Here is a 24,615-nt window from a genome sequence, read left to right as displayed (position 1 = left end):
CTGCCAACGTGCGGATCCGCGATTGACACGGGCGACTTTCTTCAAGAAAGTTGGCGGATGCCGCTTCGCTCCGACTGGTCCTCTGCGACCTGCCCGATCGCCCGCACCGCCGACGTGCTCGCCGACCCGTGGGTGCTGCTCATCCTGCGTGAGCTCTTCTCCGGTCGCTCGCACTTCGATCAGCTGCGCGATGCCACCGGCGCGGCCGACTCGGTGCTGTCCCGGCGCCTGACCGCGATGGGAGAGGCCGACCTCATCGCCCGAGAAGACCCCGACGATACGCGCAGCGGATACCGACTGACGGATGCCGGACGCCAGACTCTCCCGATCCTGCACGCCTACGCGCAGTTCGCCCGCCTCACCGACCCCGATGGGCCCTGGGGGCTGACGGTGAGCTGCGGCCGGTGCGGCAAGGTCTCGGGCTCGGTCGACTGGTGCGCGACCTGCGCGGCACCGCTCGACGCCGACAGCACCCGCTGGGCGCGACGCAGCATGGGCGGGGAGCCCTTCGCCCTTCTCACCGGGGGCGCGGCATGACCGCCGAATCGCTCGACGGACCGCTCGAGGAACCCGTGGCCACGCGGCAGCGCCGCTTCCACCCCGCCTGGACCGTGGCCCTCGTGGCCCTCATCGCGCTCATCGGCGCCGCGGGTTTCCGCGCAGCACCCGGCGTGCTCATGGTCCCGCTCGAGCAGGAGTTCGGCTGGAGCACGGCAGAGCTCTCGCTCGCAGTCTCGATCAACCTCCTGCTCTACGGCCTCATCGCCCCGTTCGCCGCCGCCCTCATGCAGCGCTTCGGCATCCGCGCGGTCACGGTGGTCGCGCTCTTCGTGATCGGGGCGGGCGCGGCGCTGAGCGTGTTCGTGGCGACTCCCGGCCAGCTCATCCTGACCTGGGGAGTCCTGATCGGACTCGGCACCGGATCGATGGCGCTGGTGTTCGCCGCGACCATCACCGACACCTGGTTCGCCACCCGGCGCGGTCTGGTCTCGGGCGTGCTCACCGCGGGCAGTGCGACCGGCCAGCTGATCTTCCTCCCGGTGATCGCGGCCGCCGCGGAAGACATCGGATGGCGCGGAGCCTCGCTCATCATCGCGGGCGGCGCGCTCGCTGTCGCGCCACTCGTCTGGATCTTCCTGCGCAACCGGCCGAGCGACCTCGGCGTCGCCCGCTACGGCGAGACCGCTCCCGTCGTGGCCGCGGCCCCCGTTCCGAGGGGCACCGCCTGGGGTGCCGCGAAGCTCGCGCTGACCACACTGCGCGAGGCCGCGCGCACCAAGACCTTCTGGGCGCTGGCGATCGGATTCGCGATCTGCGGGGCGACCACCAACGGACTCATCGGCACGCATTTCATTCCGAGCGCGCACGACCACGGGATGGCGACCACGACCGCCGCCGGGCTCCTCGCCGTCGTCGGCATCTTCGACATCGTCGGGACCGTGTTCTCGGGATGGCTGACCGACCGCGTGAACCCGCGCATCCTGCTCGCCGCCTACTACGCGCTGCGCGGGGTGAGTCTGCTGTTCCTGCCGAGCCTGCTCTCGGCCGAGGTGCAGCCGAGCATCATCGTCTTCATCGTGATCTACGGGCTCGACTGGGTCGCGACCGTGCCGCCGACGATCGCGCTGTGCCGCGAGGTCTTCGGCGACAAGGGTCCGCTCGTGTTCGGCTGGGTGTTCGCCGCGCACCAGATCGGCGCCGGCATCGCCTCGGTCCTGGCCGGGATCGTCCGCGACCACACCGGCCAGTACACGTTCGCGTGGTTCGCCGCCGCCGGTCTGTGCGCCGTTGCGGCCCTGGTCAGCGCGACCATCCGTCGCCACCCCGCCCCCACCCCCGCCCCCGTCCGCGAGTAGCCGCGCCGGCGCCGAGTGCACCGGAAGCTGTCGAATGCACGGCCTCTCAACGCAAACTTCCCGTGCACTCGGCGAGTACACGGGAAGTCGACGCGGAGGCAAGCAGCGCGAAGCGCGACCTCAGAGCACCTTGGAGAGGAAGTCCTTCAGGCGCTCGTTCTTGGGGTTGCCGAAGAGCTCGGCGGGCGGGGCCTCCTCGACCACGACGCCGCCGTCCATGAACACCGTGCGACCGGAGACCTCGCGGGCGAAGCCCATCTCGTGCGTCACCAGCACCATCGTCATACCGCCCGAGGCCAGGTCACGGATGACCTGCAGCACCTCGCCGACCATCTCGGGGTCGAGCGCACTGGTCGCCTCGTCGAACAGCATGATCTCGGGGTCCATCGCGAGCGCACGGGCGATCGCCACGCGCTGCTTCTGACCACCGGAGAGGGATGCCGGCTTCGCATCCGCCTTCTCCGAGAGACCGACGCGCTCCAGCAGCGCCAGCGCTCGCTCGCGGGCCTCGGCCTTCGACAGCTTGCCGAGCTCGACCGGAGCGAGGGTGATGTTCTCGAGCACGGTCATGTGCGGGAACAGGTTGAAGTGCTGGAACACCATGCCGATGCGCTGACGCACCTCGTCGAGCTTGACGCTCTTGTCGGTGAGGTCGACGCCGTCGATGATGACGTGCCCCGACGTCGGCTCCTCGAGCTTGTTGAGGCAGCGCAGCAGGGTCGACTTGCCCGACCCCGAGGGACCGATGACCGCGACGACCTCGCCGTCCTCCACGGCCAGGTTGATGCCCTTGAGCACCTCGTTGTCGCCGAACGACTTGTGCAGGTCCTGCACCACGATCTTGCTCATGCGTTGAACGTCCTCTCCAGGCGGTTCGCGAGCAGCGTCAGCAGCGTGATCACGACGAAGTAGATGATGGCGACGATCGTCAGCACCTGCGCGGACAGGTACGTCGAGGCGATGATCTGGCGCGAGACGAACGTCAGCTCCGCGAGGCCGATGACGCTGATCAGCGACGTGTCCTTGAGGGTGATGATGCCCTGGTTCACGAACGACGGGATCATGATGCGGAACGCCTGCGGGAGCACGACCTTCTGCATCGTCTTCCAGTGCCCGAGACCCAGCGAGCGCGAGGCCTCGGCCTGACCGGGATCGACCGCCTGGATGCCTCCGCGGATGATCTCGGTCATGTACGCGCCCGTGTTGAGCGAGAGCGTGATGGCACCGGCGACGAACGGGTTGAACGTCAGGCCGGGGAACAGCTGCGGGATCGCGAAGAACACGAAGAACGCCTGGATGAGGATCGGGGTGCCGCGGAAGACGTAGACGTACGCGGTGGCGATCCAGCGGAACGGGGCGAACTTCGACACCCGACCGAACCCGAAGACGAGACCCAGGATGAACGCGGCCACGATCGCGACGATCGTCGCGAGGATCGTGAGCCACAGCCCCTCCATGAGCGCCGGCCAGTACTGCACCGCGACCGAGAAGATGTCGGTCGGCTGTGCGGACTTCTCGCCGCCGGAGAGATAGGTGTCGACGATCTTGTCGTACTCGCCCGAGGCCTTCAGGTTCTCGAGTCCCGCGTTGAACATCTCGATCAGCTCGGGGTTCTTCCCCTTGTTGACCGCGAAGCCGTACTCGCCGCCCAGCTCGGGCTCGCCGATGAGGCGGAAGCCGGAGCCCTGCTGGATGCCGTAGGCCAGCACCGGGAAGTCCTCGAAGTAGCCGACCGCCTGGCCGGCCTTCACGGCGTCGACCATATCGGTCGTGTCCTGGTACGGAGTGACCTTGAAGCCGTACTCGTCCTTGTTCTCGTCGGCGAAGGTCTGGCCCTGCGTGCCGGTCTTGACGGCGACGGCCTTGCCGTCGAGGTCGTCGAGAGACTGGATGTCGCTCGACTCGAGCACGCCCAGCTGGATGCCGCTGGTGAAGTAGGGCTCGCTGAAGTCGAAGGTCTTCTCGCGCTCCTCGGTGATGGACATGCCCGCCATGACCGCGTCGACCTGGTTCGACTGCAGCGCCTGCACGGCGGCGTCGAATCCGAGCTGGCGGATCTCGACCTCGAACCCCTGGTCCTTCGCGATCGCACGGAGCAGATCCATGTCGATGCCGACGAGGTCGCCCTTCGCGTCGGTGAACTCGAACGGCGCGAACGTGGTGTCGGTGCCGATGACGTACTTCTCATCGTCGTTCGCGGCGGACGCGGGAGCGGCTCCGGCAAGCAGTGCGCCGACGGCGACGAAGGCGACGAGCGCGGCGGCGCCGGCGGTGCGCACCGATCGGCGCAGGCGGCCCGCCGCGGCGGATGGATATCGGATCACGACGTGTGCTCCTCGGGTCGACAGCAGCGACCGGACGATCGCCGAGCATCCACCCTAGTCGCCACGCCGCGCGCCCCCACGCCCGGGGCCGGGCTCAGCGGCCGCAGGAAGGGGGTGCACGCGGGCGATCGGAGGCCCCCGCGTCGAGGGCGGGGCGTCAGGCCGGCGAGAGCTCGATCCAGTACTGGCGGACGCGCGGCTGCCCTGCCTCCGGGGCATCGATCACGTCTTCCAGCTCACCGCCGGCGCCCTCGATCGTGCGGATCGATCCGAGGTTGTCGTCGTCGCAGGTGAGCATGACGCGCTCATAGCCCTCGGCCCGCGCGGAGCGCAGCATGAGGCGGAGCGCCTCGCGCACGATGCCCTCCCGGCGCCGCGACGGGATCACGGAATAGCCGATGTGGCCGCCGAAGCGGCGCAGGTAGTCGTTGAGCTCGCGGCGGAACGAGAGGAAGCCGACGACCTGGTCACCCTCCGTGATCCAGTAGTGGTCGCAGGCGACGTGCCCGTCCGGCAGCACCGCGCCCGGCGTCGCGTACAGCTCCGCCTTCTCGACGAAGGCCTCGCCCGCCGCACGGTCGGGGACGAATCCCTGCTCGTAGCCGCCGCCGTCGATGTGTCCGCCCTCGAACTCGGCCACGGCGCCGGCCCAGGAGTCGAAGTGGTCGATGGTCGGTCGAGCGAGTGCGATCGTCATCGCTCGATGAGAACACGACCCATGCTCAGAGGCAAATGCGCGCGTTCGACGTGCACATGCCGGGGGCTCCGATCCTTCGTCGCTGTAGAAGAAGAAGCGGTATCCACGAATCCGCATGACCGTCGGCACGGGGCGACGCTGGCCAGCCGATGCGCCCACCTCGGCGCGGGAAAGCCGACGGGTCCGGGAGGTGCGGAATGCGCACCTCCCGGACCCGTCGTGGAGGATGAGTCGCTGCTACTCCGTGGTCGCGGCCACCGGGGCCGCCGGCGCCTCCGTCTTGTCGTAACGCCCGAGGAACAGCGACGCGATGAGCGCGATCACCATGACGCACGCGGGCAGCAGGATCGACTGCGCCATGCCGGCAGCGAAGCCGTCGGCAACCTGCGGCGGCAGCGATCCACCGGTCGAGATCCCCGCCGGTGCATCCGCGAGCCCGGGCAGGTTCGCCTCGAGGCGCGACTGCATGAACGCGGCGATGGATGCCGAGCCGATGACGGAGCCGATGGTGCGAGTGGTGTTGTAGATGCCGGCGCCGGCGCCTGCCTGACGCGGCGGGAGCTTGCGCGTGGCGGTGGTGGCGAGCGGCCCCCACATGCCGGCGTTGCCGATGCCCATCAGCGCGGACGGCAGCAGGAACATCCAGATCGGGGTGTCCATGTTGATCAGCGCCGAGTACCAGACGAGCGCGCCGGCCACGCAGAGCAGACCCGGGATGAGGATGATGCGGGGGTCCACCCGGTCGAGCAGCTTCCCGGCGGCCGGAGCGAGCACGCCCGAGAGCACCGCCATCGGGATCAGCAGCAGCGCCGCCTCGGTGGGTGTGAGGCCACGCGCGGTCTGCAGGAAGAACATCATCGGCAGCGACATGCTCGTCACGGTGAAGCCGACCGCGGCGATCGCCACGTTCGCTCCCGAGAAGTTGCGGTCGCGGAACAGCTCGAGCGGCACCAGCGGCTCGCTGCGCGTCTTCGCCTGCTGCAGGATGAACAGCCCGAGGACCACGAGTCCGACGATGATCAGGCTCCACACGGAGATGGGGCCCCAGATCACACCCCAGTCGTACTTCTCGCCCTCCTGGAGCCCGAACACGATGAGGAACAGGGCCACGGCGCTCAGCACCACGCCCACGATGTCGAACCGGTGCGGGTGCGTGGCGAGCCGGGGGACCAGGCGCCACGCGAGCACGAAGGCGACGATGCCGACCGGGATGTTCACGAAGAAGATCCACTTCCAGCCGAAGCCGTCGACGAGCAGTCCGCCGACGAGCGGACCGACGAGGGTCGCGACACCGGCGGTCGCACCCCAGAGCCCCATCGCGGCGCCACGGCGCTCGGGCGGGAAGGTGCGGGTGATCACGGCCATGGTCTGCGGGGTCATGAATGCGGCGCCGAGACCCTGCACGGCTCGCGCGACGATCAGGCCTTCGAGCGATTCCGACAGTCCGCACCAGAGCGAGGCGAGCGTGAAGATGGCGAGACCGATGAGGTAGATGTTCTTCGGGCCGAAACGGTCACCGAGGCGTCCGGTGATCAGCAGCGGCACGGCGTAGGCGAGCAGATAGGCGCTCGTGACCCACACGACGTTGTCGAGGTTGTTCGTGTTCGGGTCGAGCGCGGCCTTGATGGCCGGGTTCGCGACCGAGACGATCGTGGTGTCGACGAGGATCATGAAGAAGCCGATGACGAGTGCCCAGAGAGCGGGCCAGGGGCTCTTCGGCTTGTGGCCGACGGAGTAGGTGCCGGTCGACGGACCGGACGTGGCGGGCGCGGACACCGGCGGGCGGTCTCCGTCGCGGGTGGAATCTGTCATTGCTGTGCGGCCTTTCGCTGAGCGCGGTAGCGATCTGAGTTCTGGAATGCCGTGGGACCCCACGGCAGGGATTCGGTGCCGAGGCGGTCGAGCAGGGAGTCGAGCCAGAGCAGCTCGGCCTCCAACAGGGCCTCTTGGCGTTCGATCTCGACGAGCACCTGCTCGGGGACGCCCTTCTTCCTGGCTCCGAGCAGGCCGTCCCGATGTCGTGCGTGGTCATCGACGAGGGCACCGCGCCTCGCGCGCAGGAGGTCGATGGCCTCCTCGCGCTCGAGGTTGTGCGCCTCGGCGAGCGCGATGCGGAAGTCGGCGGGGCGATCGATGCGAGGCAGCTCGCGCTGCACCCAGGTCACGACCGCATCCCGGCCGGCTTCGGTCAGGGCGTAGGTCGTCCGCTCCGGACGGTTGCCCTCGCGGTCGATGCCGAGCTCGTCGATCAGTCCCGCCCGATGCAGCCGGGAGACCGTGTGGTAGAGCGTGCCGTTGGTGATCGTGAGCAGCCGATCGTCGTGTCGGGCGCGCATGAGACGGACCATCTCATAGGGGTGCATGTCCCCCTCGCGCAGCAGCGCGAGCACCATCACCCCCATCGGAGTGAGCCGGTCGACGGCGTCTTTCTTCATGTCCCACCTCAAATAGTCCATGTGGACTATACGCCTGACGGCGGACAGCGACAAGACCGACCCCGAGCGGTCGCTCAGGCGTCAACCGAGAGCGGCCGCGAGCTGCGTCGTGGTGAGCGGTCGATCCGCGTACACGAGCCTCATCACCGCGGGATCGGGGTTGCCGACGTCCGGCGCCCGATGCACGAGTTCGAGGCCCAGCTTCTCCGCGACGTGCGCCGAGGCCCGGTTGTGCTCCACGAGGTACGCGATGACCGGTCGATCGGGGGCGACGATCCGCGCCTGCTCGATTCCGGCGCGCGCCAGCTCGGTCGCATACCCGTGTCCGTGATGGTCGGCCGCGATCCGGTATCCGACGTTCCACACTTCCCCGCGCAGCAGCGTGCATCCGCCGTTGCCGATGATCTCGCCCGTGTCACGCAGACGCGCGACCCAGGATCCGATCCCCGCCTGCTCCCAGCTGCGCTCCCAGCGCTCCATCATGTCGAGAGTCGTCGCAGGGTCGGTGTGTCGAAGACTCGGGAAGTGCGTCCACACCCGCGGATCGTTCTGGATAGCGAAGACCGCGTCGAGGTCGGACGGGGTCGCCCGCGAAAGCCGGAGCCGGTCGGTGAAGATGTCAGCAGTCACGCCTCCACGCTAGACACCCGCCCCGACACCGGTGGCGCGACCCACGGCCGTAGACATCTGGGGCCGAGGGAACCGGGATAATGGGCGGGTGAGCACACCTTCTGAAGGCACGGCACTGAGCATCCCCGGCTGGCGACACATCTACTCGGGCAAGGTCCGCGACCTGTACGCCTCGGAGGATCCGGTGGACACGCGCATCCTCGTCGTGGCATCCGACCGCGTGAGCGCCTTCGACTTCGTGCTCTCCCCCGGCATCACCGACAAGGGGGCCCTGCTCACGCGCCTGAGCCGCTGGTGGTTCGCGCAGCTCTCCGACTTCCCCAACCACATCGCCGAGGGCGAGCTGCCGGATGCGGTCGCCGACCGCGCCATGCTGGCGCAGTCCCTGGAGATGCTGCCGATCGAGTGCGTCGTGCGCGGCTACATCACGGGCTCCGGCTGGGTCGAGTACCAGGAGAGCGGCACGGTATGCGGCATCCCGCTCCCCGAGGGCCTCCAGAACGGCGACCGCCTCCCGGAACCGCTGTTCACCCCCGCCTACAAGGCGCCGATGGGCGAGCACGACGAGAACATCACGTTCGAGCGTGCCGTCGAGCTGGTCGGTGCCGATCGTGCGGCCGAGCTGCGCGACACCTCGCTCGCGATCTATGCGCGTGCGGCAGCGATCGCCGAGGAGAAGGGCCTGATCCTCGCCGACACCAAGTTCGAGTTCGGGACGGACGCCGAGGGCACCCTGCGCCTGGCCGACGAAGTGCTCACGAGCGACTCCTCCCGCTACTGGGACGCCGAGGCCTGGCGCACCGGCACCACCCCGAGCGAGCGGATGGCGAGCTTCGACAAGCAGATCGTGCGCGACTGGATGGCCGCGAACTGGGACAAGCAGGGCGAGCCGCCACTGCTTCCCGACGACATCGTCGCGCGCACCGCCGACCGCTACCGCGAGCTGATCGACCGCCTCGGCGCCTGACACCTCCTCTCGCGCCGATCAGGCGCTCAGGGAACATTCAGGAATCGGTAGTGTTGCTCCAGCACTCCCGCCATCCCCCCCCGAACCCTGAGGAGCCCGCATGGCCCTGTGGAAGCTGCACGGAAACGGCCGCACGGTCGAGCCCGGCGCCGTCGTCACCCCCGAAGAGCGACTGAGCTGGCCCGCCACGATCGCGATCGGTGCACAGCACGTCGTCGCGATGTTCGGTGCCACGTTCCTCGTGCCGACCCTGACGGGCTTCCCCGTCTCGACCACGCTGCTCTTCAGCGGCCTGGGCACGCTGATCTTCCTGCTCATCACGAAGAACCAGCTGCCCAGCTACCTCGGCTCGTCGTTCGCCTTCATCGCCCCGATCACGGCCGCGGTCGCGGCGGGCGGCACCGGATCGGCACTCGCCGGCGTCGTCGCGGTCGGCCTCCTCCTGGTGGTCGTGGGCCTCGTCGTGCAGTTCGCCGGACTCCGCTGGGTCGACGCCCTGATGCCCCCGGTGGTCGCCGGCGCGATCGTCGCCCTCATCGGCTTCAACCTCGCGCCGACGGCATGGAGCAACTTCTCCCTCGACCCCGTCACCGCCACCATCACGCTGGTCGCGATCATCCTGTTCGCCGTGCTGTTCCGGGGCTTCCTGGGACGCATCTCGATCTTCCTCGGCGTCGCGGTCGGCTTCATCTACGCCGCCTTCACCGGGTCGTTCGATGTCCCCAACGCGCTGCGCGGCGGCAAGACCCCGGCCGAGCTGATCTCCGAGGCGCCGTGGATCGGCCTGCCGCACTTCCAGCTCCCGGACTTCATCGAACCGGGCACCTGGTCGACCATCGCGATGTTCCTCCCCGTCGTGCTCGTGCTTATCGCCGAGAACGTCGGCCACGTGCGAGGCGTCGCGACCATGACCGAGGACCCCTCGATCAACAAGCACACCGGCCGCGCCCTGATCGCGGACGGCGTCGCGACGACCATCGCCGGTGGCTTCGGCGGATCGGGAACCACGACGTACGGCGAGAACATCGGCGTCATGGCCGCCACCCGCGTCTACTCGACCGCCGTCTACTGGGTCGCCGGCCTGTTCGCGATCCTCCTGGCGTTCTCCCCGAAGGTCGGCGAGGTGTTCAACTCGATCCCCGCCGGCGTCCTCGGTGGCGCCACCACCGCGCTGTACGGCCTCATCGGCATCATCGGCATCAAGATCTGGGTCGACAGCCGCGTCGACTTCTCGCGTCCGGTCAACCAGTACACGGCCGCCGTCTCGCTCGTGATCGGCATCGCCGGCTTCTCCATGCAGCTCGGCGACTTCGCCTTCGGCGGCATCGTGCTCGGCACGGTCGCGGCCCTGCTGATCTACCACCTGGGCAACCTCATCGCCCGCGCCCGCAAGACGGGCGCCGACGACCCGCGGCCGCTCGAGGCGGTCGGCCCGCTCGGCGGCGACCCCGAGTAAGTCGCGCCGCACGACGACGAACACCCCGGATGCCTCACTCGAGGCGTCCGGGGTCTCTCCGTCTCCCGCGGTGCGGTCCGCACCGCAGCGCTCAGTCGATGACCGCGAGCACCCCGTCGGCCGCGACCATCGCGGAGAGCTCGGCCCGCTGCGACAGGGCGCCGGGGCGATGCGCCGTCACGGTGGTCTCCATCTTCATCGCATCGAGGACCGCGACGGGGTCTCCCTCCGCGACCTCGGCGCCGTCGTCGACCAGCCAGCGCACGAGCGTGCCCGGCACCGGCGAGCGCAGCGCGGTCGGATCGGACGCGGGCGAGGTCGGCGCAGCATCCACCGGCCGTCCGAGTCCCGCCAGCAGACCGGCCGGCAGGCCGAGCACGACGCGACGTCCGTCGATCTCCACGGGGAAGCGCTGCAGCGCGGCATCCGGCACCGCCGCCGGCCGCGACTGCGATTCGAGCTTCGGCAGCAGCGCGCTCTCGATCCACTGCGTGTGCACCGCGAAGGTCTCCGTCGCGAACGCCTCGTCGTCGAGCGCGAGCAGATCGAACGGGATGACCGTCGCCGGCCCCTCGACCGCGAGCTCCCGCAGCGCCCGGCGAGCGCGGACGAGAGCCGCATCCCGGGAATCGGCATGCACGATCAGCTTGGCGATCATCGAGTCGAAGGCCGGCTGCACGACGTCCCCCTCGTCGATGCCGCTGTCCCACCGCACGCCCGGGCCGCCGGGGATCCGCAACCGCTCGACGCGTCCGGGGCTGGGCAGGAAGCCGCGACCGGGGTCCTCGGCATTGATCCGGAACTCGAAGGCGTGCCCCACCGGCGTCGGCGTCTCGGCGATCGACGGCCCCTCGCCGAACGCGATCCGGAACTGCTCGCGCACCAGGTCGGTCCCGGTGACCTCCTCCGTGACGGGGTGCTCCACCTGGAGCCGCGTGTTCACCTCGAGGAAGGAGATGGTGCCGTCGGCCGCGAGGAGGAACTCGACCGTTCCGGCTCCGCGGTAGTCCACCTCGGCGCAGATCGACCGCGCCGCCTCGTGGAACCGCGCCCGCTGCTCGGCGGAGAGCCCCGGCGCCGGAGCCTCCTCGATGAGCTTCTGATTGCGCCGCTGCATCGAGCAGTCGCGGTCGCCGACCACCACGACACCGCCACGACCGTCGCCGAGCACCTGCACCTCGATGTGCCGCGGGCTCTCCAGGAAGCGCTCCACGAAGCACTCGCCCCGACCGAAGGCGGCGATCGCCTCCCGGGTGGCCGCGTCGAAGGCCTCGGCCACGTCGGACAGCTCGCGCACGACCTTGAGCCCGCGTCCGCCACCGCCGAAAGCCGCCTTGATCGCGATCGGCAGTCCATGCTGCTCCGCGAACGCCACCGCCTCCTCCGGCCCGGCCAACGGCTCATCGGTGCCGGCGGCGAGCGGTGCGCCCACGCGCTGGGCGATCCGGCGTGCGGTCATCTTGTCGCCGAGGGCGTCGATGCTCTCGGGCGTCGGACCGATCCAGACCAGTCCCGCCCCCTCCACGGCCCGCGCGAAGGCGGCGCTCTCCGACAGGAAACCGTAGCCGGGGTGCACCGCATCCGCGCCCGACCGGCGCGCGGCATCCAGCAGCGCCTCGACGGAGAGGTACGTCTCCGCCGCGGTCGATCCCCCGAGCCCCACGGCTTCGTCGGCCAGACGCACGTGCAGGGCATCCGCATCCTGGTCCGCGTAGACCGCGACCGACGTGTACCCGGCTTCGGTGCAGGCGCGGATGACGCGCACCGCGATCTCCCCGCGATTCGCGATCAGCACGGTGGTCATGAGGACTCCTTGACGATGAGACGAAGACGCACACCCGGCGCCAGCTGACCTGCGAGGTCGAGGCTGCGATCCGTGAGCGCACCGATGATGGGGTATCCCCCGGTGAGCGGATGGTCGGGCAGGAACAGGACCGGCTGCCCGTCCGGCGGCACCTGGATCGCCCCGGTGACCGCACCCTCGCTCGGCAGTTCGCCCCCGAGGGCGCGTTCCAGCGGGACATCGCCCTGCAGACGGATGCCGACGCGATCGGACCGCGGCGTGACCGTCCACTCCTGAGCGGTCAGGGTGTCGAACGCGGCCGCCGTGAACCAGTCGTCACGCGGACCGAGGGTGATCTCGAGGTCGACGACATCTCCCGGGGCCGGCAGCTCACGCGGCACGGCATCCGGCTCGACAGGACCCACCGCCACCCCGCCGATCGGGAGGACGGCACCCGCCACGAGCTTCTCGGGGCCGAGTCCGGCGAGGGTGTCCGCCGCACGGCTGCCCAGCGCGGGCACCGCGTCCAGCCCCCCGCGCACGGCGACGACGTATCGCAGTCCCCGCTCCGGGTGGCCCAGTGTCAGCTCGTCGCCGTCGACCGTCGCGAAGGGCTCGCCGTGCGGGACGGGACGGACGCTGCCGTCGACCTCGGTCAGGGCGAGCGAGCCGGATGCGCCCGTGACCGCGGCTACTCCAGCGCCCCGGAACCGGAGCACGGCTCCCCCGACGCTCTCCAGCACCGCGGCAGTGGCCGCGTTGCCGACCGCGCGGTTCGCATCACGCATCGCCCGACGGTCGGCCACTCCGGACGCGGAGACCCCGAGCGCCGCGTAGCCCGGCCGCCCGGCATCCTGCACCAGCAGCTGCAGCGACGGACGGACGACCTCGACGGCGGCATCCGTGCCGAAACCCAGACCATCCGTGCCGGCTGCGGCGGGTTGCTCCTCGACGGGCCGGGCGTGCGACGGATCGTCTCTGTTTCGGACGAGGCCTCCCCCATCGGCCCCTCCCACATCGAGCCGAGCCGCCTCGCGCACGCGCTCGAACCGCACCGCGGTCCCCGGAGACAGCAGCGCGGGCGGATCGCGATCGATGTCCCACATCACCGCATCCGTCCTCCCGATGAGCTGCCACCCGCCGGGGCTCTCGCGCGGGTACACCCCGGTGAACTGCCCGGCGAGCGCGACCGATCCGGCGGGCACGCGGGTGCGCGGCGATGAGCGGCGCGGCACATCGAAGAGGGGGTCGCTGCTCACGACGTACCCGAAGCCCGGGGCGAACCCGGAGAACGCGACCCGCCAGTCCGCGGCGAGGTGCCGATTCACCAGCTCCTCCGCCGAGACGTCGAGCAGGGATGCCGCCCCGTCGAGGTCTTCGCCGTCGTACCGCACGGGCACGGTGACCTCACCGCTGCCGGGCAGGTGTGCGGCGTCGATCTCGGTCGAGGCCAGCACGGCGGCGAGATCAACGGCCGAGACGCGGAGCGGATCGAAGCGCACCAGCACGGTGCGGGCACCCGGGATGCGCTCGACGATGCCGGGCACGCCCTCCCACGCGAGGTTGAGGCGCATGGCTTCGTCGAGGTCGGCCGCCTCGACGAGAAGCGCGCGATCGGATGCCGTGAGGATGCGCATCAGTCAGCACGCATCCGTCATCGGGAGCCCGCGAACGGAGCGATCGTGATGCCCGCGTCCTGCAGCATCCGCTTGGTCTCCGCGGCCATGGCCACCGACCCCGGGCTGTCGCCGTGGACGCAGATCGACTGCGCGACCACGGGCACGTCGGTGCCGTCGATGGCACGGATCACACCGTCGGAGGCGAGGCGCACCATGCGCTCGGCCACCGCTGCCGGGTCGTGCAGCACGGCCCCCTCCTCGGTGCGCGACACGAGCTGTCCGTCGGGCTGGTACGCCCGGTCGGCGAAGGCCTCCGCGGCGACCGTGAGACCGGCACGCTCGGCGACGTCGAGCACGACACCGCCGGACAGTCCCAGCAGCACCAGGCTCGGGTCGATCGCGCGGATCGCCGCCACCACGTCCTTCGACTGCCGCTCATCCCGCGCGATCGTGTTGTACAGCGCCCCGTGCGGCTTGACGTACGCGACCCGTCCGCCGACCGCGGACGCGAGGCCCATCAGCGCACCGAGCTGGTACTCGACGTGCGCCTGCAGCGTGGCCGAGTCGATGTCGACCTTCGTGCGTCCGAAGTTCTCGTAGTCGCGGTAGCCGGGGTGCGCGCCGATCACGACACCGCCCTGGACGGCGGCCGCGAGGGTCTCGCGGATGCCCTCCGGGCTGCCGGCGTGGAAGCCGCACGACACGTTCGCACTGGTGACGAGGCGGAGCATGCTCTCGTCGTCGCTGACGATCCGGTCGGCGACGTTCTCGCCGAGGTCCGAGTTCAGGTCGATCGATGTCATGCGATCACGCTCCGATTCCGAGGAAGGCGAAGATGGGACCGACCGAGACGATCCCCATGTACCAGGTGAGCAGCGTCACGAGCGTACCGGCGACGAGCAGCCACATCGGGTACTTCTTCGAGCCGAGCAGGTCGCGGCGGAACCAGCCGATGTACATGAACACCGTGAGGCCGATCGGCAGGATCAGGCCGTTGAAGCCGCCCACGAAGACGAGGATCGCGGCCGGAGCCGTGCCGATCGACAGGTACACGATCAGCGACACGACGATGAAGGCGACGGTCGCGAGCTGCAGCGGCCATCCGCCCTTGAGCTTCTTGGTGAAGGTGGAGAGGAACGTGGCCGAGGTGTACGCCGCACCGATGACCGAGCTGATCGCGGCGGCCCAGAAGATCGCGCCGAAGATGCGGAGTCCGGCGTCGCCGAGCACGGCGCCGAACGCCTGACCGGCCGGGTTCGCACCCTGACCCGACAGGTCGAGCGTGACGCCCGAGGCCACGACGCCGAGGATCGCGAGGAACAGCACGTAGCGCATGACGCCGGTGACGAGGATGCCGTTGGTGGCCGCGCGCATCACGGGACCGGCGTGCTCCGGACCGACGTGGCCGGAATCGAGGTAGCGGTGGGCGCCGGAGTAGGTGATGTATCCGCCGACCGTTCCGCCGACGATCGTGGTGATGGTGGCGAAGTTCAGCTCGTCGGGCACGAAGGTCTGCCGCAGGGCTTCGCCGATCGGCGGCTGCGCGATGACGGCAACCACCACGGTCATCACGATCATGCCGATGCCGAGCACGACGAGCACGATGTCCATCACGGGGCCGGCCTTCTTCACCAGGAAGATGATGATCGCGAGGACCGCGGTGACGATGCCGCCCAGCTTCGCGTCGATGCCGAGCAGGGCGTTGAGGCCCAGACCGCCACCGGCGATGTTGCCGATGTTGAAGGCCAGGCCGCCGATGACGACGAGCACGGCGATCAGGTGCCCCGAGAAGGGGATGGCGCTGTTGGCGAGTTCACCGGCACGCTTGCCGGACGACGTGATCATGCGCCAGATGTTCAGCTGCACCGCGATGTCGACGAGGATCGAGATGAGGATCGCGAACGCGAAGGCCGCCCCCATCGTCGCGGTGAAGGTCGCGGTCTGGGTGATGAAGCCGGGGCCGATGGCGCTGGTGGCCATGAGGAAGATCGCACCGATGACGGCACTGCGCCCGGCGCGCTTCTTGACGCTCGCGAGGCGGGCTTCGTCTTCCGGGGAGAGGGAGGCGGTGGTCTGCTCTGACATGCGGGGGATTCCCATCGTCGTTGGTGGGTGTCGATAGACGCCCAGTGTAGAACGGATTGCGCTTGATTGTTCAACAATCATGTTTCCGTCGTGCTACAGCGACGTTGCCTTCGTGTGATTCCTGCGGCCCGACTGCCGACGATCCACGCATGCCGCGCCCTACGATGAAGGCATGAACCAGCAGGGCCCGCTCGCCGATGTGCTCCGTCAGCGCATCATCGACGGCGACTTCGCGCCCGGGTCGCGCCTGTCGGAGTCGGCACTCGCCGAGCAGTTCGACGTGTCGCGCAACACCCTCCGCGAAGCCTTCCGCGTGCTCGCCGAGCAGGGTCTCGTCGAGCACATCCCGCACCGCGGAGTCTCGGTCGCCTCGCCGAACATCGCCGACGTGATCGACATCTACCGCGCACGCCGCGTGATCGAGTGCGCGGCACTGCGCCAGTCGGAACCCGAGCACCCTGCCGTGCAGCTGATGCGCGATGCCCTCGCCGAGGCGGAGGAGCAGCTGCCGCACGAGGACTGGCGACGGATCGGCAGCGCGAACATGGCCTTCCACGATGCGATCGTCGCTCTCGCCGACAGCGCACGCCTCGCCCGCACCTACCGCGACGTCGCGGCCGAGCTGCGGCTGGTGTTCCTCGAGATCGACGAGCCGCGATCGCTGCACGAGCCCTTCGTCCGCCGGAACCGGGCGGTGCTCACCGCCCTGCTCGAACGGGGGCCGGAGGCGGCCGCCGAGGAGCTCGAGCACTACCTCACGGCATCCGAGCGCAGCGTGCTGGGCGCGTTCGCGCGCATGGGCCACGCCTGACGGAGCCGACGCCGGGGACTACTGCTCCTGGTTCAGCGCGGCCGTCGCCCGCGGGCGCGGCTCTCCCTCGCGGAGCGGAGCCGGCGGGGCGATCGGGGACGCGGGTTCGGGCAGCCCGTAGCGGCGGTGCATCCAGCGCCGCGCCTCCTCGAGCGGGTATGTGTCGCCGAACACGGCGAACTTCACGAAGACGCCCTCGAGCGTGCTGCGGAGCATGACCTCTTCGAGGGCGGGATCGTCGGCGCCCCGCGCGCGGAACAGGTCGCGCACGGCATCCTCCGCGGCGGTCGCTCCTGCTTCGTGCCGCGCTTCGGACTCGGCGAACAGTCGATGCGTGGCGGGCTGCTGCTGCATGGCCAGCACGGCCCGCTGCAGCGGGATCGCGTAGGCGGTCGCCGTGAGGGCCCCGTCGATCACGGCCGCGAGCATCTCGTCCGGGGTCCCCTCCACGCGGGCGAAGCCCAGCACGGTCTCGAACCAGCGATCGATGACGGCGGCGACGAGCTGGTCCTTGCCGCCGAAGTGGTAGTTCACGAGCCCCTGGGCGACCCCGGCGCGCTTCGTGATCTCGGCGATGCTGGCTCCGGCGACCCCGCGCTCGGCGAAGGTCGCGATCGCCGCCTGCAGGAGATTCTCTCGCGCGCGTTCACGGGCGAGACGGTTCTGCTCGTCGGAGCGAGCCATGCGGCATCCACCTCCTGAGTTCACCCCGCGTGCTTTTCGAATCGCCCCCCTGCCGTATAGATTACTCACTGAATAGTCGTTCAATCTATGAACGGACACGGATTCACCCCCTCCCTGGAGCACCCATGCACTCTTTCGCGAGCGTCGACTTCAACAGCATCACCTCGATCCTCGAGTGGCTCATCAGCCAGTGGTGGGCGTGGGCGATCGTCGGTGCCGTGGTGCTGTTCTTCCTCGTGATCTGGATCCTCCCGGCCGCGAAGGTCAAAGCCTCTCCGGAGCACGCCACGACCGGCGTGGACGCCGATGAGATCGCCCTCGGCTTCCTGCAGATCGTGAACCTCCCCTCCGGCCACTGGAACGACCCGACCGCCTCGATCCTCGGCGACCGCGAGAAGAAGGTGCTCGTCGACCAGTGGGGCGTGCACACCCGGCAGGAGTGGCTCGACAACATCGAGCGCCTGACGACCGTTCGCCGTCGTCGCGAGGTGTGGGTGCTCTACCTCGCCGTGCGCGCCGACCTCGCCGACCGCCTCGGGCGCGCCCCGAAGGCGAAGGAGTGGCTCGCCGCGATCGTGCAGGAGGGCGGCGACAAGCGCGACGCGCGCACCTTCGTCACCTCGATCGAGTACTCCGAGTCGGAGGTGCGCAAGCGCGTCGGCAAGGACATCGTCACCCCCGGCCTCTTCGTGCGCACACTCGACGGCTATGCGCTCGGGCAGGCCGTGGCCATGACGACCTGGGGCGTCGCGCTCGGACACGCCGACGTCGCCGAGGCACGCGAGATCATCCATCGCATCAACGTCGAAGCCCGCCCGGCCTTCACCTCGTGGGCCGACTTCGGGCTGAGCTACATCGTGGGTCGGGTCATGCACTGGTCCGACGGGAACGTCGACGAGAAGTCCTTCGAGAAGTTCGGCGACGGGTGGTCCGACTTCAAGGCCGCGGCGACCGAGAAGCGCAACGGCCCGTGGGCATCGCTGCCGTGGAGCCTGTAACCGTCGACCTGGAACCGCTGCGGCGCAGCGCGGGACTGCGCGACATCCTCACCTACGAGCGCATCTGCGGGATGCCGCCGCATCGCCGGTTCCTCGTGGTCCTGGTGGCGGTCCTGCTGTTCGCGGCGGCGATGCTGGCCGGACTGTGGTTCCTCGGACGCGGCGACATCCTGACGGTCGCACCGATCCTCGGGGTGTTCGTGATCGGATACACACTGCTCGCCGCCGTGGGTTTCGTCTGGTGGGCGGTCGGGTTGAGCAGACGGGTCAAGGTCGCGGCCTTCGCCTGGCAGAACGGATGGGCGTACGCCGACACGCTCGAGCAGACCCGTCGCCCCGGAGCCGCGTTCGCCCGGGTCGTGCGCGGGCGCGAGCGGGCGGTCGTCGCCTGCGACGACGAGCGGATGCCGTTCGAGCTCGGCGTGCACCACTCGGTGTCGCGCGGGGAGCAGCGCGCCACCATCCAGCGCCCCTTCGCCTTCATCGAGCTGCCGCTGCCGTCGGCCGTTCCGCACATCGTCCTCGCGAACCGGAAGCACAGCATCATCCCCACGCTCGGCCTCGGTCGCGGAGCCGCACGGCTGGAACTGGAGGGGGACTTCGCGAAAACCTTCCGACTCCTCGTCCCCGAGGGTTATCAGCAGGACGCGCTCTACATCTTCACGCCCGACCTGATGGCCCGCGTGCTCGACCTCGGCTCCGGGGCGGAGATCGAACTCGTCTCCGACCGCCTCTACGTGTACCTGCCGTCCGGCACCCGTTTCGACCGTGCGGACACCATGGCGGCAGCCCTCACGCTCGCCGAAGAGTTCCACCGCCGCTTCGCCGCGCGCACGGAGCTGTACCGCGACGACGCCACCGGCGAGCTCGCCGGACGAGCGGGCGTGGCCGTGGGACTGCGCGGCCAGCGCCTCGGCGGTCGCGGGATCTCGGTCTTCGCCGTCGCCGGGACGGCCGCAGTGCTGCTGCTGTCGGCGGGGCTCACCGCATTCTCCCTGTTCGGCGGTGATCTGCTCGCATCGATCTTCGGCTGACCCGCTCAGCCGCGCACAGCCCGGGTCCATCGGACTCGGTCGCCGTGCGATCCAGACGCACGGGTGCGTCCCTGGCCCGGAGGGGGCGCCAGGGCCGCATCCGTGTTCCTCCCCCGCTCACGCGGAGGTATCGCTCACGCGGAGGCGCGCACCACGAGCTCGGTCGGAAGGATGGTCGTGCGCGCAGGGTCCTCGCCCGCCAGACGCGCGAGCAGGACACCGGCCATCGCCTCGCCCTGCGCGTACATCGGCTGCCGCATCGTGGTCAGCGGCGGGTCGGTGGTCAGGGCCACGGAGGAGTCGTCGAAGCCGACCAGGGCGATGTCCTCCGGCACCCGGACGCCCGCCGCGCGCAGCGCCGTCAGGGCACCGCGCGCCATCAGGTCGCTGGCCACGAAGATCGCATCCGGACGCCCGCCGTCGAGGAGCCGTCGTGCGGCGTCCGCTCCGCTCGCCTCGCTGTAGTCGCCCTCCTCCTCCGCGTACGGGGTGAGGCCGGCATCCGCCAGCGCAGCCCGGAACCCCTGCACGCGGTCGTCCGAGGCGACCATGGTCAGGGGCCCGGAGATCGTCGCGATGCGCGTCCGACCGATGTCGACCAGCCGACGTGTCGCGGTCTTCGCTCCCGCGACGTTGTCGACGTCGACCACGTAGTCCCCTTCGCGCCGGCGCACCGGACGTCCGCCGTAGACGACGGGCACGGCATCCGCGATGCGGTCGATGAACGCGTCGCTGGTGTGGTGCGACACGATCAGCGCGCCGTCGACGCCGCCGTTGCGCACGAAGCTGGTCATCTTGTCGCCGGGGTCGTCGCTGGCGATGAGCAGGTTGAGGAGGTAGTCCGAGCCGCCGAGCGCGCCCGTGATGCCGGCGACGATGGCCGCGAAGAACGGATCGCCGAAGAAGCGCGTGGTGTCCTCGGGGATGATGAGGGCGATGGCGTGCGTCTGCCGTGAGGCCAGCGATCGGGCCGCCCGGTTGGGCACGTAGTTCAGCTCGTCGATCGCGGTGCGGACGGCGGCGAGCGCCTCCGGGCTCACGGCCGTCGATCCGTTCACGACCCGCGACACCGTCGATCGGGAGACGCCCGCAGCGGACGCCACCTCTTCGATGGTCGCTCGGGGCGACATCATCGTTCGCACTCTTCCATCGCCCTATTCTCACCGGTCGCGGCGGTCAGCACCGACCGTCTCGCTCCGAGTCGCGCAAATGATCGCATCCTGCCTTCCCTGCGACCTGTCACGCGATTCCGGTGCCGGGTGGGGTCTCCTCGACGTCGACGAGCCATCCGGTCCGTCGACGGTGCCGCTCCTCGACACCGTCGGACGGCACGGATGGTCCGTGGTCCTCGACGACCGGGAGCGGCACTCCCCGGACGGATGCCCGTCGGGTCGAATCGGGTACCCGTTCGATGCGGACTCCCTGTCGCGGGACCCGTGCTCCCGCAGGCACCCCGTCCGGACGCCGCCGGTCGTCGGACGGCCGGGCCCGGGCGAACGGATCGACGAAGTCCTCGAACCTGCGCTCGACCACCTCGTGCGTGATCTCGTGCACGGCCACGACCCTGCCGCGCACCCGATCCGCGTACTCCTCTTCGTGGTGCGACTCCAGCGCATCGACGGTGCCGGTCAGCTCCGCCCCCAGCTCGTCGACCAGGACCTCCGGATCACGCGACCGGATGCCGAAGTCGACCCGATCGCCGATCTCGAACGGATCCCCGCAGCATGCCCACTCCCACGGGGTGAGCCACACACGCGTCATCCGGCCAGACTAACCCCGACCTGCGAGTGCCCGATCAGAGCTCGCGGGCGGCGATGATGCGGGCGTACTCCCGACCCGAGTCCTTCAGCGTGCGCTCCTGGGTGTCGTAGTCGACGCGGACGATGCCGAAGCGCTTGTCGTAGCCCCAGGCCCACTCGTAGTTGTCGAACATCGACCAGTAGAAGTAGCCGCGGACGTCCACCCCCGACTCCGCGGCGTCGAGCACCGCACCCAGGTGCCGTCGGAGGAACTCGGTGCGGTCGGCGTCGTGCACGCGGGTCTCGCCGTCTTCGACCACCACCACGTCGTCATACGCGGCACCGTTCTCGGTCATGGAGAGGACGGTGCCCGCCGGCTCGGCGTACTCGGTCCAGACCCGCTGCAGCACCCGGGTGAGACCCTCGGGCTGCACCTCCCAGTTCTGCGCGGTGCGGGGCAGACCGCGCTCGACCGAATGGATGCCGTCGCTCGACGGGTACGGGCTGCGACCCTGACGCTGAGTCGCGGGTCCGCCGGAGACGGGGGGCTCGGCCGGTGCCGTGCCCGAGACGAAGTCGCCGTGGTAGTAGTTCACGCCCTGCGTGTCGATGCGCTGCGCGATCGTGTCGAGATCGCCGTCGCGGACCGCGGCCTCGAACTGCGCCACCGCGTCCGCATCGACCGCGCGGATGTCCTCCACGATGTCGGCGGGGTAGCTGCCGCGGTAGATCGGGTCGAGGAACCAGCGGTTGAACTGTCCGTCCACCCGACGGGCGGCGTCGACGTCGGCCGCGTTCTGCGGGTCGGCCGGGTCGGCGACGGTGTGGTTCAGGGTGATGCCGAGGTTGAGCGAGGCGTCACGCCCGCGCAGCTCCTGCACCGTCTTCCCGTGCGCGAGCAGCAGGTGGTGCGAGGCGAGCAGCCCCTCCGCGATGCTGGTGTGACCGGGCGCATGCTCCCCGGCCGTGTAGGAGAGGAACGACGAGCACCACGGCTCGTTCAGCGTGGTCCACACGTTCACCCGGTCGCCCAGGGCGTCGTGCATGGTGCCCGCGTACTCCAGGAAGCGGTCCACCGTGTCGCGGTTCGTCCAGCCCCCGACTTCCTGCAGCGCCTGCGGCATGTCCCAGTGGTACAGCGTCAGCCAGGGCAGGATGTCGGCGGCGAGCAGCTCGTCGACCAGGCGCTCGTAGAAGTCGACCCCGGCGGGGTTCACGGCTCCGCCGTCGGGACGCACGCGCGACCACGAGGTCGAGAAGCGGTACGTCTGCAGCCCGAGCTCGGTCATCAGCGCGACGTCCTCGGCGTGACGGTGATAGTGATCGCACGCCACGTCGCCGTTGTCGCCGTTGATCACCGCGCCGGGCACGCGGGCGAACGCGTCCCAGATGGATGCGGTGCGCCCGTCCTCGAAGGCCGCCCCCTCGATCTGGTACGCCGCGGTCGCGGCTCCGAAGAGGAAGTTCTCGGCGAAGGAGCGGGTCATAGGGGTCATCCTTTCACCGCGCCCGCCATGATGCCACTGACCAGCTGGCGACCCGCGACCACGAAGAGCACGAGCAGCGGAAGGGTCGCGAGCACCGCACCGGCGAGCACGATCGAGTAGTCGATGTAGTACCCCGACTGCAGCTGGCTGAGCGCCGTCTGCAGGGTCGGGTTCTGCGGGGAGAGCACGATCAGCGGCCACAGGTAGTCGGTCCACGCCGTCATGAAGGTGAAGAGTCCGAGGATCGCCATGGCCGGCCGCGCCGCGGGGAGTCCGACGGTCAGGAACGTGCGGAACTGATTGGCGCCGTCCATGCGGGCGGCCTCGATCAGCTCGTCCGGGATGACGTCCACCAGATACTGCCGCATGAAGAAGACGCCGAACGCGGTGACGAGCGTCGGCACGATGACCGCCCCGATCGAACCGGTCCAGCCGAGCTCGCGCATCAGCATGAACAGCGGGATGATGCCCAGCTGCGTCGGGATCGCCATGGTCGCGATCACGAAGATCATCAGCCCGTCGCGGCCCTTGAAGCGGAGCTTCGCGAACGCGTAGCCCGCGAGCGTCGAGAACGTGACGACCGAGAGGGTGATGATGCCCGAGATCAGGAACGAGTTGCCGAGGGCGAGCCAGAAGGGGATCGCGTCGAACACCTTGGCCGCGTTGGCGAGGAAGTTGCCGCCGGGGATCAGCGGCAGCGTCTCGCCGCGGGTGGCGTTCGTGCCGCTGGCGACCACGACCGACCACCACAGCGGATACACGCTGCCGATGATGAAGGCGGCGAGCAGCCCGTAGGTGAGGAAGCCGGGGCGGCTGCCGATGCCGGCGGTTCCGCCGGCTGCATCGCGGCGACGACGGATCTTCTCGGGGACGCTCAGCGCCTGCGTGGCGGTCATCGCGCGTTCTCCTCGGTCGTGGTGGCGATCGTCGTTCCGGCGGCGGCGGCGCTCGTCGCGGCCGCGGCGTCGGTGCGCGCGCGGCGACGGGCCGCGCGGTTCTTGGGGGCGTCTCCGGTGGAGATGCGCCGGGAGATCAGGAAGTTGATCACGCCGATTCCGACGATCAGCAGGAAGAGCAGGATGGCGACGGCGGATGCTTCCCCGAGGTTCCGTCGGAAGAAGGCGAGCTCCCAGAGGAACAGCACCGTCGTCTGGAACTGTCGGTCGCTGCCGCCGATGCCGCCCGCGGTCGACACGTCGAACAGGCGCGGCTCGGCGAAGATCTGCAGGCCGCCGATCGTCGCGGTGATGATCACGAAGATCAGCGTCGGGCGGATCGTGGGGATGGTGATCGAGAAGAAGCGGCGTGCGGCGCCGGCCCCGTCGAGCGCGGCCGATTCGTAGAGGTCGCGTGGCACGGCTTGCATCGCGGCCAGCAGGATAAGGGCGTTGTAGCCCGTCCAGCGGAAGTTCACCATGACGGCGATCGCGATGTGCGACAGTGCGGTGTTGTGCTTCCACTCCTGGTCGGCGATGCCGATGAGGTTGAGCAGGTTGTTGGCCAGGCCGTCGGCCTCGTTGAAGATGCTCGAGAAGATGATGGCGACCGCGACCGGGGTGACCACGAACGGGATCAGCACGCTCATCCGCCAGAAGGTGGGTGCGCGCAGCCCGCGGTCGAGGAGGTAGGCGATCACGAGGGCCACGGCCAGCTGCGGGATCGCGGAGAGCAGGAAGATGCTCAGGGTGTTGCCGATCGAGTTCCAGAACATGGAGTCGCCGAGGATCTCCACGAAGTTGCCGACCCCGACGAACTCGCCCTCGCCCTTGAGCAGGTCCCACTCGTGCACCGCCACCCAGACGGTGTAGAGCAGCGGGAACAGGCCGACCAGCCCGAACAGCAGGAAGAACGGCGAGATGTAGAAGTACGGCGAGGCGTTCTGGTCGAACCGGGAGACCCGGTGGCGCCAGGAGCGCTTCGGAGGAGCATCCTTCTGCGCGGATGCCGTCTCGCGGCGTTCCGCGGACGGGGCGGTGAGTGTCATGGGGTGTCCTTTGGAAGTGCAGGTGC

At 69.6% G+C, this 24,615-nt stretch carries 23 protein-coding genes; 7 read left to right on the top strand and 16 right to left on the bottom strand.

Annotated features, from left to right (window positions below; genetic code table 11):
• Positions 1-57: 57 nt before the first annotated feature.
• Positions 58-537 (top strand): winged helix-turn-helix transcriptional regulator, encoded by a 480-nt coding sequence (locus MME74_RS02325; RefSeq protein ID WP_267417054.1) that lies wholly within the window; start codon positions 58-60, stop codon positions 535-537.
• Positions 534-1,856, top strand: coding sequence for an MFS transporter (locus tag MME74_RS02320; protein ID WP_267417053.1), 1,323 nt, complete (start codon positions 534-536; stop codon positions 1,854-1,856). Before MME74_RS02325 ends, MME74_RS02320 begins: the two co-directional genes overlap by 4 nt.
• A 120-nt stretch (positions 1,857-1,976) precedes the next feature.
• Here MME74_RS02320 and MME74_RS02315 read toward each other — a convergent pair whose 3' ends face one another.
• The 6 genes from MME74_RS02315 to MME74_RS02290 all read right to left on the bottom strand — a co-directional run bounded on the left by MME74_RS02315 (position 1,977) and on the right by MME74_RS02290 (position 7,942).
• Entirely contained in the window at positions 1,977-2,705 is a 729-nt protein-coding gene (locus MME74_RS02315) for an amino acid ABC transporter ATP-binding protein (protein ID WP_267417051.1), read from the bottom strand.
• Positions 2,702-4,180 carry an amino acid ABC transporter substrate-binding protein/permease gene (locus MME74_RS02310; protein WP_267417050.1) on the bottom strand — a complete coding sequence of 493 codons (1,479 nt, stop codon included), beginning with the start codon at positions 4,178-4,180 and terminating at the stop codon, positions 2,702-2,704. The genes MME74_RS02315 and MME74_RS02310 overlap by 4 nt, the downstream gene beginning before the upstream one ends.
• A 157-nt stretch (positions 4,181-4,337) precedes the next feature.
• Positions 4,338-4,877 (bottom strand): GNAT family N-acetyltransferase, encoded by a 540-nt coding sequence (locus MME74_RS02305; protein ID WP_267417049.1) that lies wholly within the window; start codon positions 4,875-4,877, stop codon positions 4,338-4,340.
• 237 nt (positions 4,878-5,114) lie between these two features.
• The gene (locus MME74_RS02300; RefSeq protein ID WP_267417048.1) at positions 5,115-6,689 is read right to left on the bottom strand and encodes an MFS transporter; all 1,575 of its coding nucleotides are present in this window, start codon (positions 6,687-6,689) and stop codon (positions 5,115-5,117) included.
• The gene (locus MME74_RS02295) at positions 6,686-7,312 is read right to left on the bottom strand and encodes a PadR family transcriptional regulator (RefSeq protein WP_267417047.1); all 627 of its coding nucleotides are present in this window, start codon (positions 7,310-7,312) and stop codon (positions 6,686-6,688) included. Before MME74_RS02295 ends, MME74_RS02300 begins: the two co-directional genes overlap by 4 nt.
• A gap of 81 nt (positions 7,313-7,393) precedes the next feature.
• A complete protein-coding gene (locus MME74_RS02290; protein WP_267417046.1) occupies positions 7,394-7,942 on the bottom strand; it encodes a GNAT family N-acetyltransferase in 549 nt (182 codons plus the stop codon).
• Between the two features lie 88 nt (positions 7,943-8,030).
• Between MME74_RS02290 and MME74_RS02285 the strand changes: the two genes are divergently transcribed.
• On the top strand, positions 8,031-8,909 hold the full coding sequence (locus MME74_RS02285) for a phosphoribosylaminoimidazolesuccinocarboxamide synthase (RefSeq protein ID WP_267417045.1): 879 nt from the start codon (positions 8,031-8,033) through the stop codon (positions 8,907-8,909).
• A 100-nt stretch (positions 8,910-9,009) separates the two neighbouring features.
• Entirely contained in the window at positions 9,010-10,365 is a 1,356-nt protein-coding gene (locus MME74_RS02280) for a uracil-xanthine permease family protein (protein WP_267417044.1), read from the top strand.
• Positions 10,366-10,456: 91 nt separating this feature from the next.
• Here the strand turns inward: MME74_RS02280 and MME74_RS02275 are convergent, their stop codons facing one another.
• Genes MME74_RS02275 through MME74_RS02260 form a run of 4 tightly spaced genes read right to left on the bottom strand, consistent with a single transcriptional unit; the run spans position 10,457 to position 15,852 of the window.
• Positions 10,457-12,169: an acetyl/propionyl/methylcrotonyl-CoA carboxylase subunit alpha gene (locus tag MME74_RS02275; RefSeq protein ID WP_267417043.1), complete on the bottom strand. Its 1,713-nt coding sequence runs from the start codon at positions 12,167-12,169 to the stop codon at positions 10,457-10,459.
• Positions 12,166-13,785, bottom strand: a complete 1,620-nt coding sequence (locus tag MME74_RS02270) for an urea amidolyase family protein (protein ID WP_267417042.1) — start codon at positions 13,783-13,785, stop codon at positions 12,166-12,168. Before MME74_RS02270 ends, MME74_RS02275 begins: the two co-directional genes overlap by 4 nt.
• Positions 13,786-13,802: 17 nt before the next feature.
• Positions 13,803-14,570: a LamB/YcsF family protein gene (locus MME74_RS02265; RefSeq protein WP_267417041.1), complete on the bottom strand. Its 768-nt coding sequence runs from the start codon at positions 14,568-14,570 to the stop codon at positions 13,803-13,805.
• A gap of 4 nt (positions 14,571-14,574) precedes the next feature.
• Entirely contained in the window at positions 14,575-15,852 is a 1,278-nt protein-coding gene (locus MME74_RS02260) for an NRAMP family divalent metal transporter (protein WP_267417039.1), read from the bottom strand.
• A 172-nt stretch (positions 15,853-16,024) separates the two neighbouring features.
• On the opposite strand from MME74_RS02260, the gene MME74_RS02255 reads away from it, so the two are divergent.
• The gene (locus MME74_RS02255) at positions 16,025-16,663 is read left to right on the top strand and encodes a GntR family transcriptional regulator (RefSeq protein WP_267417038.1); all 639 of its coding nucleotides are present in this window, start codon (positions 16,025-16,027) and stop codon (positions 16,661-16,663) included.
• 18 nt (positions 16,664-16,681) lie between these two features.
• Here MME74_RS02255 and MME74_RS02250 read toward each other — a convergent pair whose 3' ends face one another.
• Complete coding sequence (locus MME74_RS02250; RefSeq protein WP_267417037.1) at positions 16,682-17,347, bottom strand: TetR family transcriptional regulator; 666 nt, start codon at positions 17,345-17,347, stop codon at positions 16,682-16,684.
• Between the two features lie 125 nt (positions 17,348-17,472).
• Here MME74_RS02250 and MME74_RS02245 point away from each other — a divergent pair, with 125 nt between their 5' ends.
• Positions 17,473-18,345 carry a DUF1266 domain-containing protein gene (locus MME74_RS02245; protein WP_267417036.1) on the top strand — a complete coding sequence of 291 codons (873 nt, stop codon included), beginning with the start codon at positions 17,473-17,475 and terminating at the stop codon, positions 18,343-18,345.
• Positions 18,318-19,379, top strand: coding sequence for a hypothetical protein (locus tag MME74_RS02240; RefSeq protein WP_267417035.1), 1,062 nt, complete (start codon positions 18,318-18,320; stop codon positions 19,377-19,379). Before MME74_RS02245 ends, MME74_RS02240 begins: the two co-directional genes overlap by 28 nt.
• Positions 19,380-19,513: 134 nt before the next feature.
• On the opposite strand, the gene MME74_RS02235 is transcribed toward MME74_RS02240, so the two are convergent.
• From MME74_RS02235 to MME74_RS02215, 5 genes are all read right to left on the bottom strand, one after another.
• Positions 19,514-20,509, bottom strand: a complete 996-nt coding sequence (locus MME74_RS02235) for a LacI family DNA-binding transcriptional regulator (RefSeq protein ID WP_267418506.1) — start codon at positions 20,507-20,509, stop codon at positions 19,514-19,516.
• 109 nt (positions 20,510-20,618) lie between these two features.
• On the bottom strand, positions 20,619-21,140 hold the full coding sequence (locus MME74_RS02230) for a DUF6578 domain-containing protein (RefSeq protein WP_267417034.1): 522 nt from the start codon (positions 21,138-21,140) through the stop codon (positions 20,619-20,621).
• 34 nt (positions 21,141-21,174) lie between these two features.
• On the bottom strand, positions 21,175-22,605 hold the full coding sequence (locus tag MME74_RS02225) for a GH1 family beta-glucosidase (RefSeq protein ID WP_267417033.1): 1,431 nt from the start codon (positions 22,603-22,605) through the stop codon (positions 21,175-21,177).
• A gap of 5 nt (positions 22,606-22,610) precedes the next feature.
• Positions 22,611-23,501: a carbohydrate ABC transporter permease gene (locus MME74_RS02220; protein ID WP_267417032.1), complete on the bottom strand. Its 891-nt coding sequence runs from the start codon at positions 23,499-23,501 to the stop codon at positions 22,611-22,613.
• Positions 23,498-24,589, bottom strand: a complete 1,092-nt coding sequence (locus MME74_RS02215) for a carbohydrate ABC transporter permease (RefSeq protein WP_267417031.1) — start codon at positions 24,587-24,589, stop codon at positions 23,498-23,500. The genes MME74_RS02220 and MME74_RS02215 overlap by 4 nt, the downstream gene beginning before the upstream one ends.
• Positions 24,590-24,615 lie beyond the last annotated feature (26 nt).

The organism is Microbacterium oxydans, assembly GCF_026559675.1.
Lineage (GTDB): Bacteria > Actinomycetota > Actinomycetes > Actinomycetales > Microbacteriaceae > Microbacterium > Microbacterium oxydans_D.
Note: the sequence above shows the minus strand (reverse complement) of the source record. Positions and strands in the feature narration are given on the sequence as shown.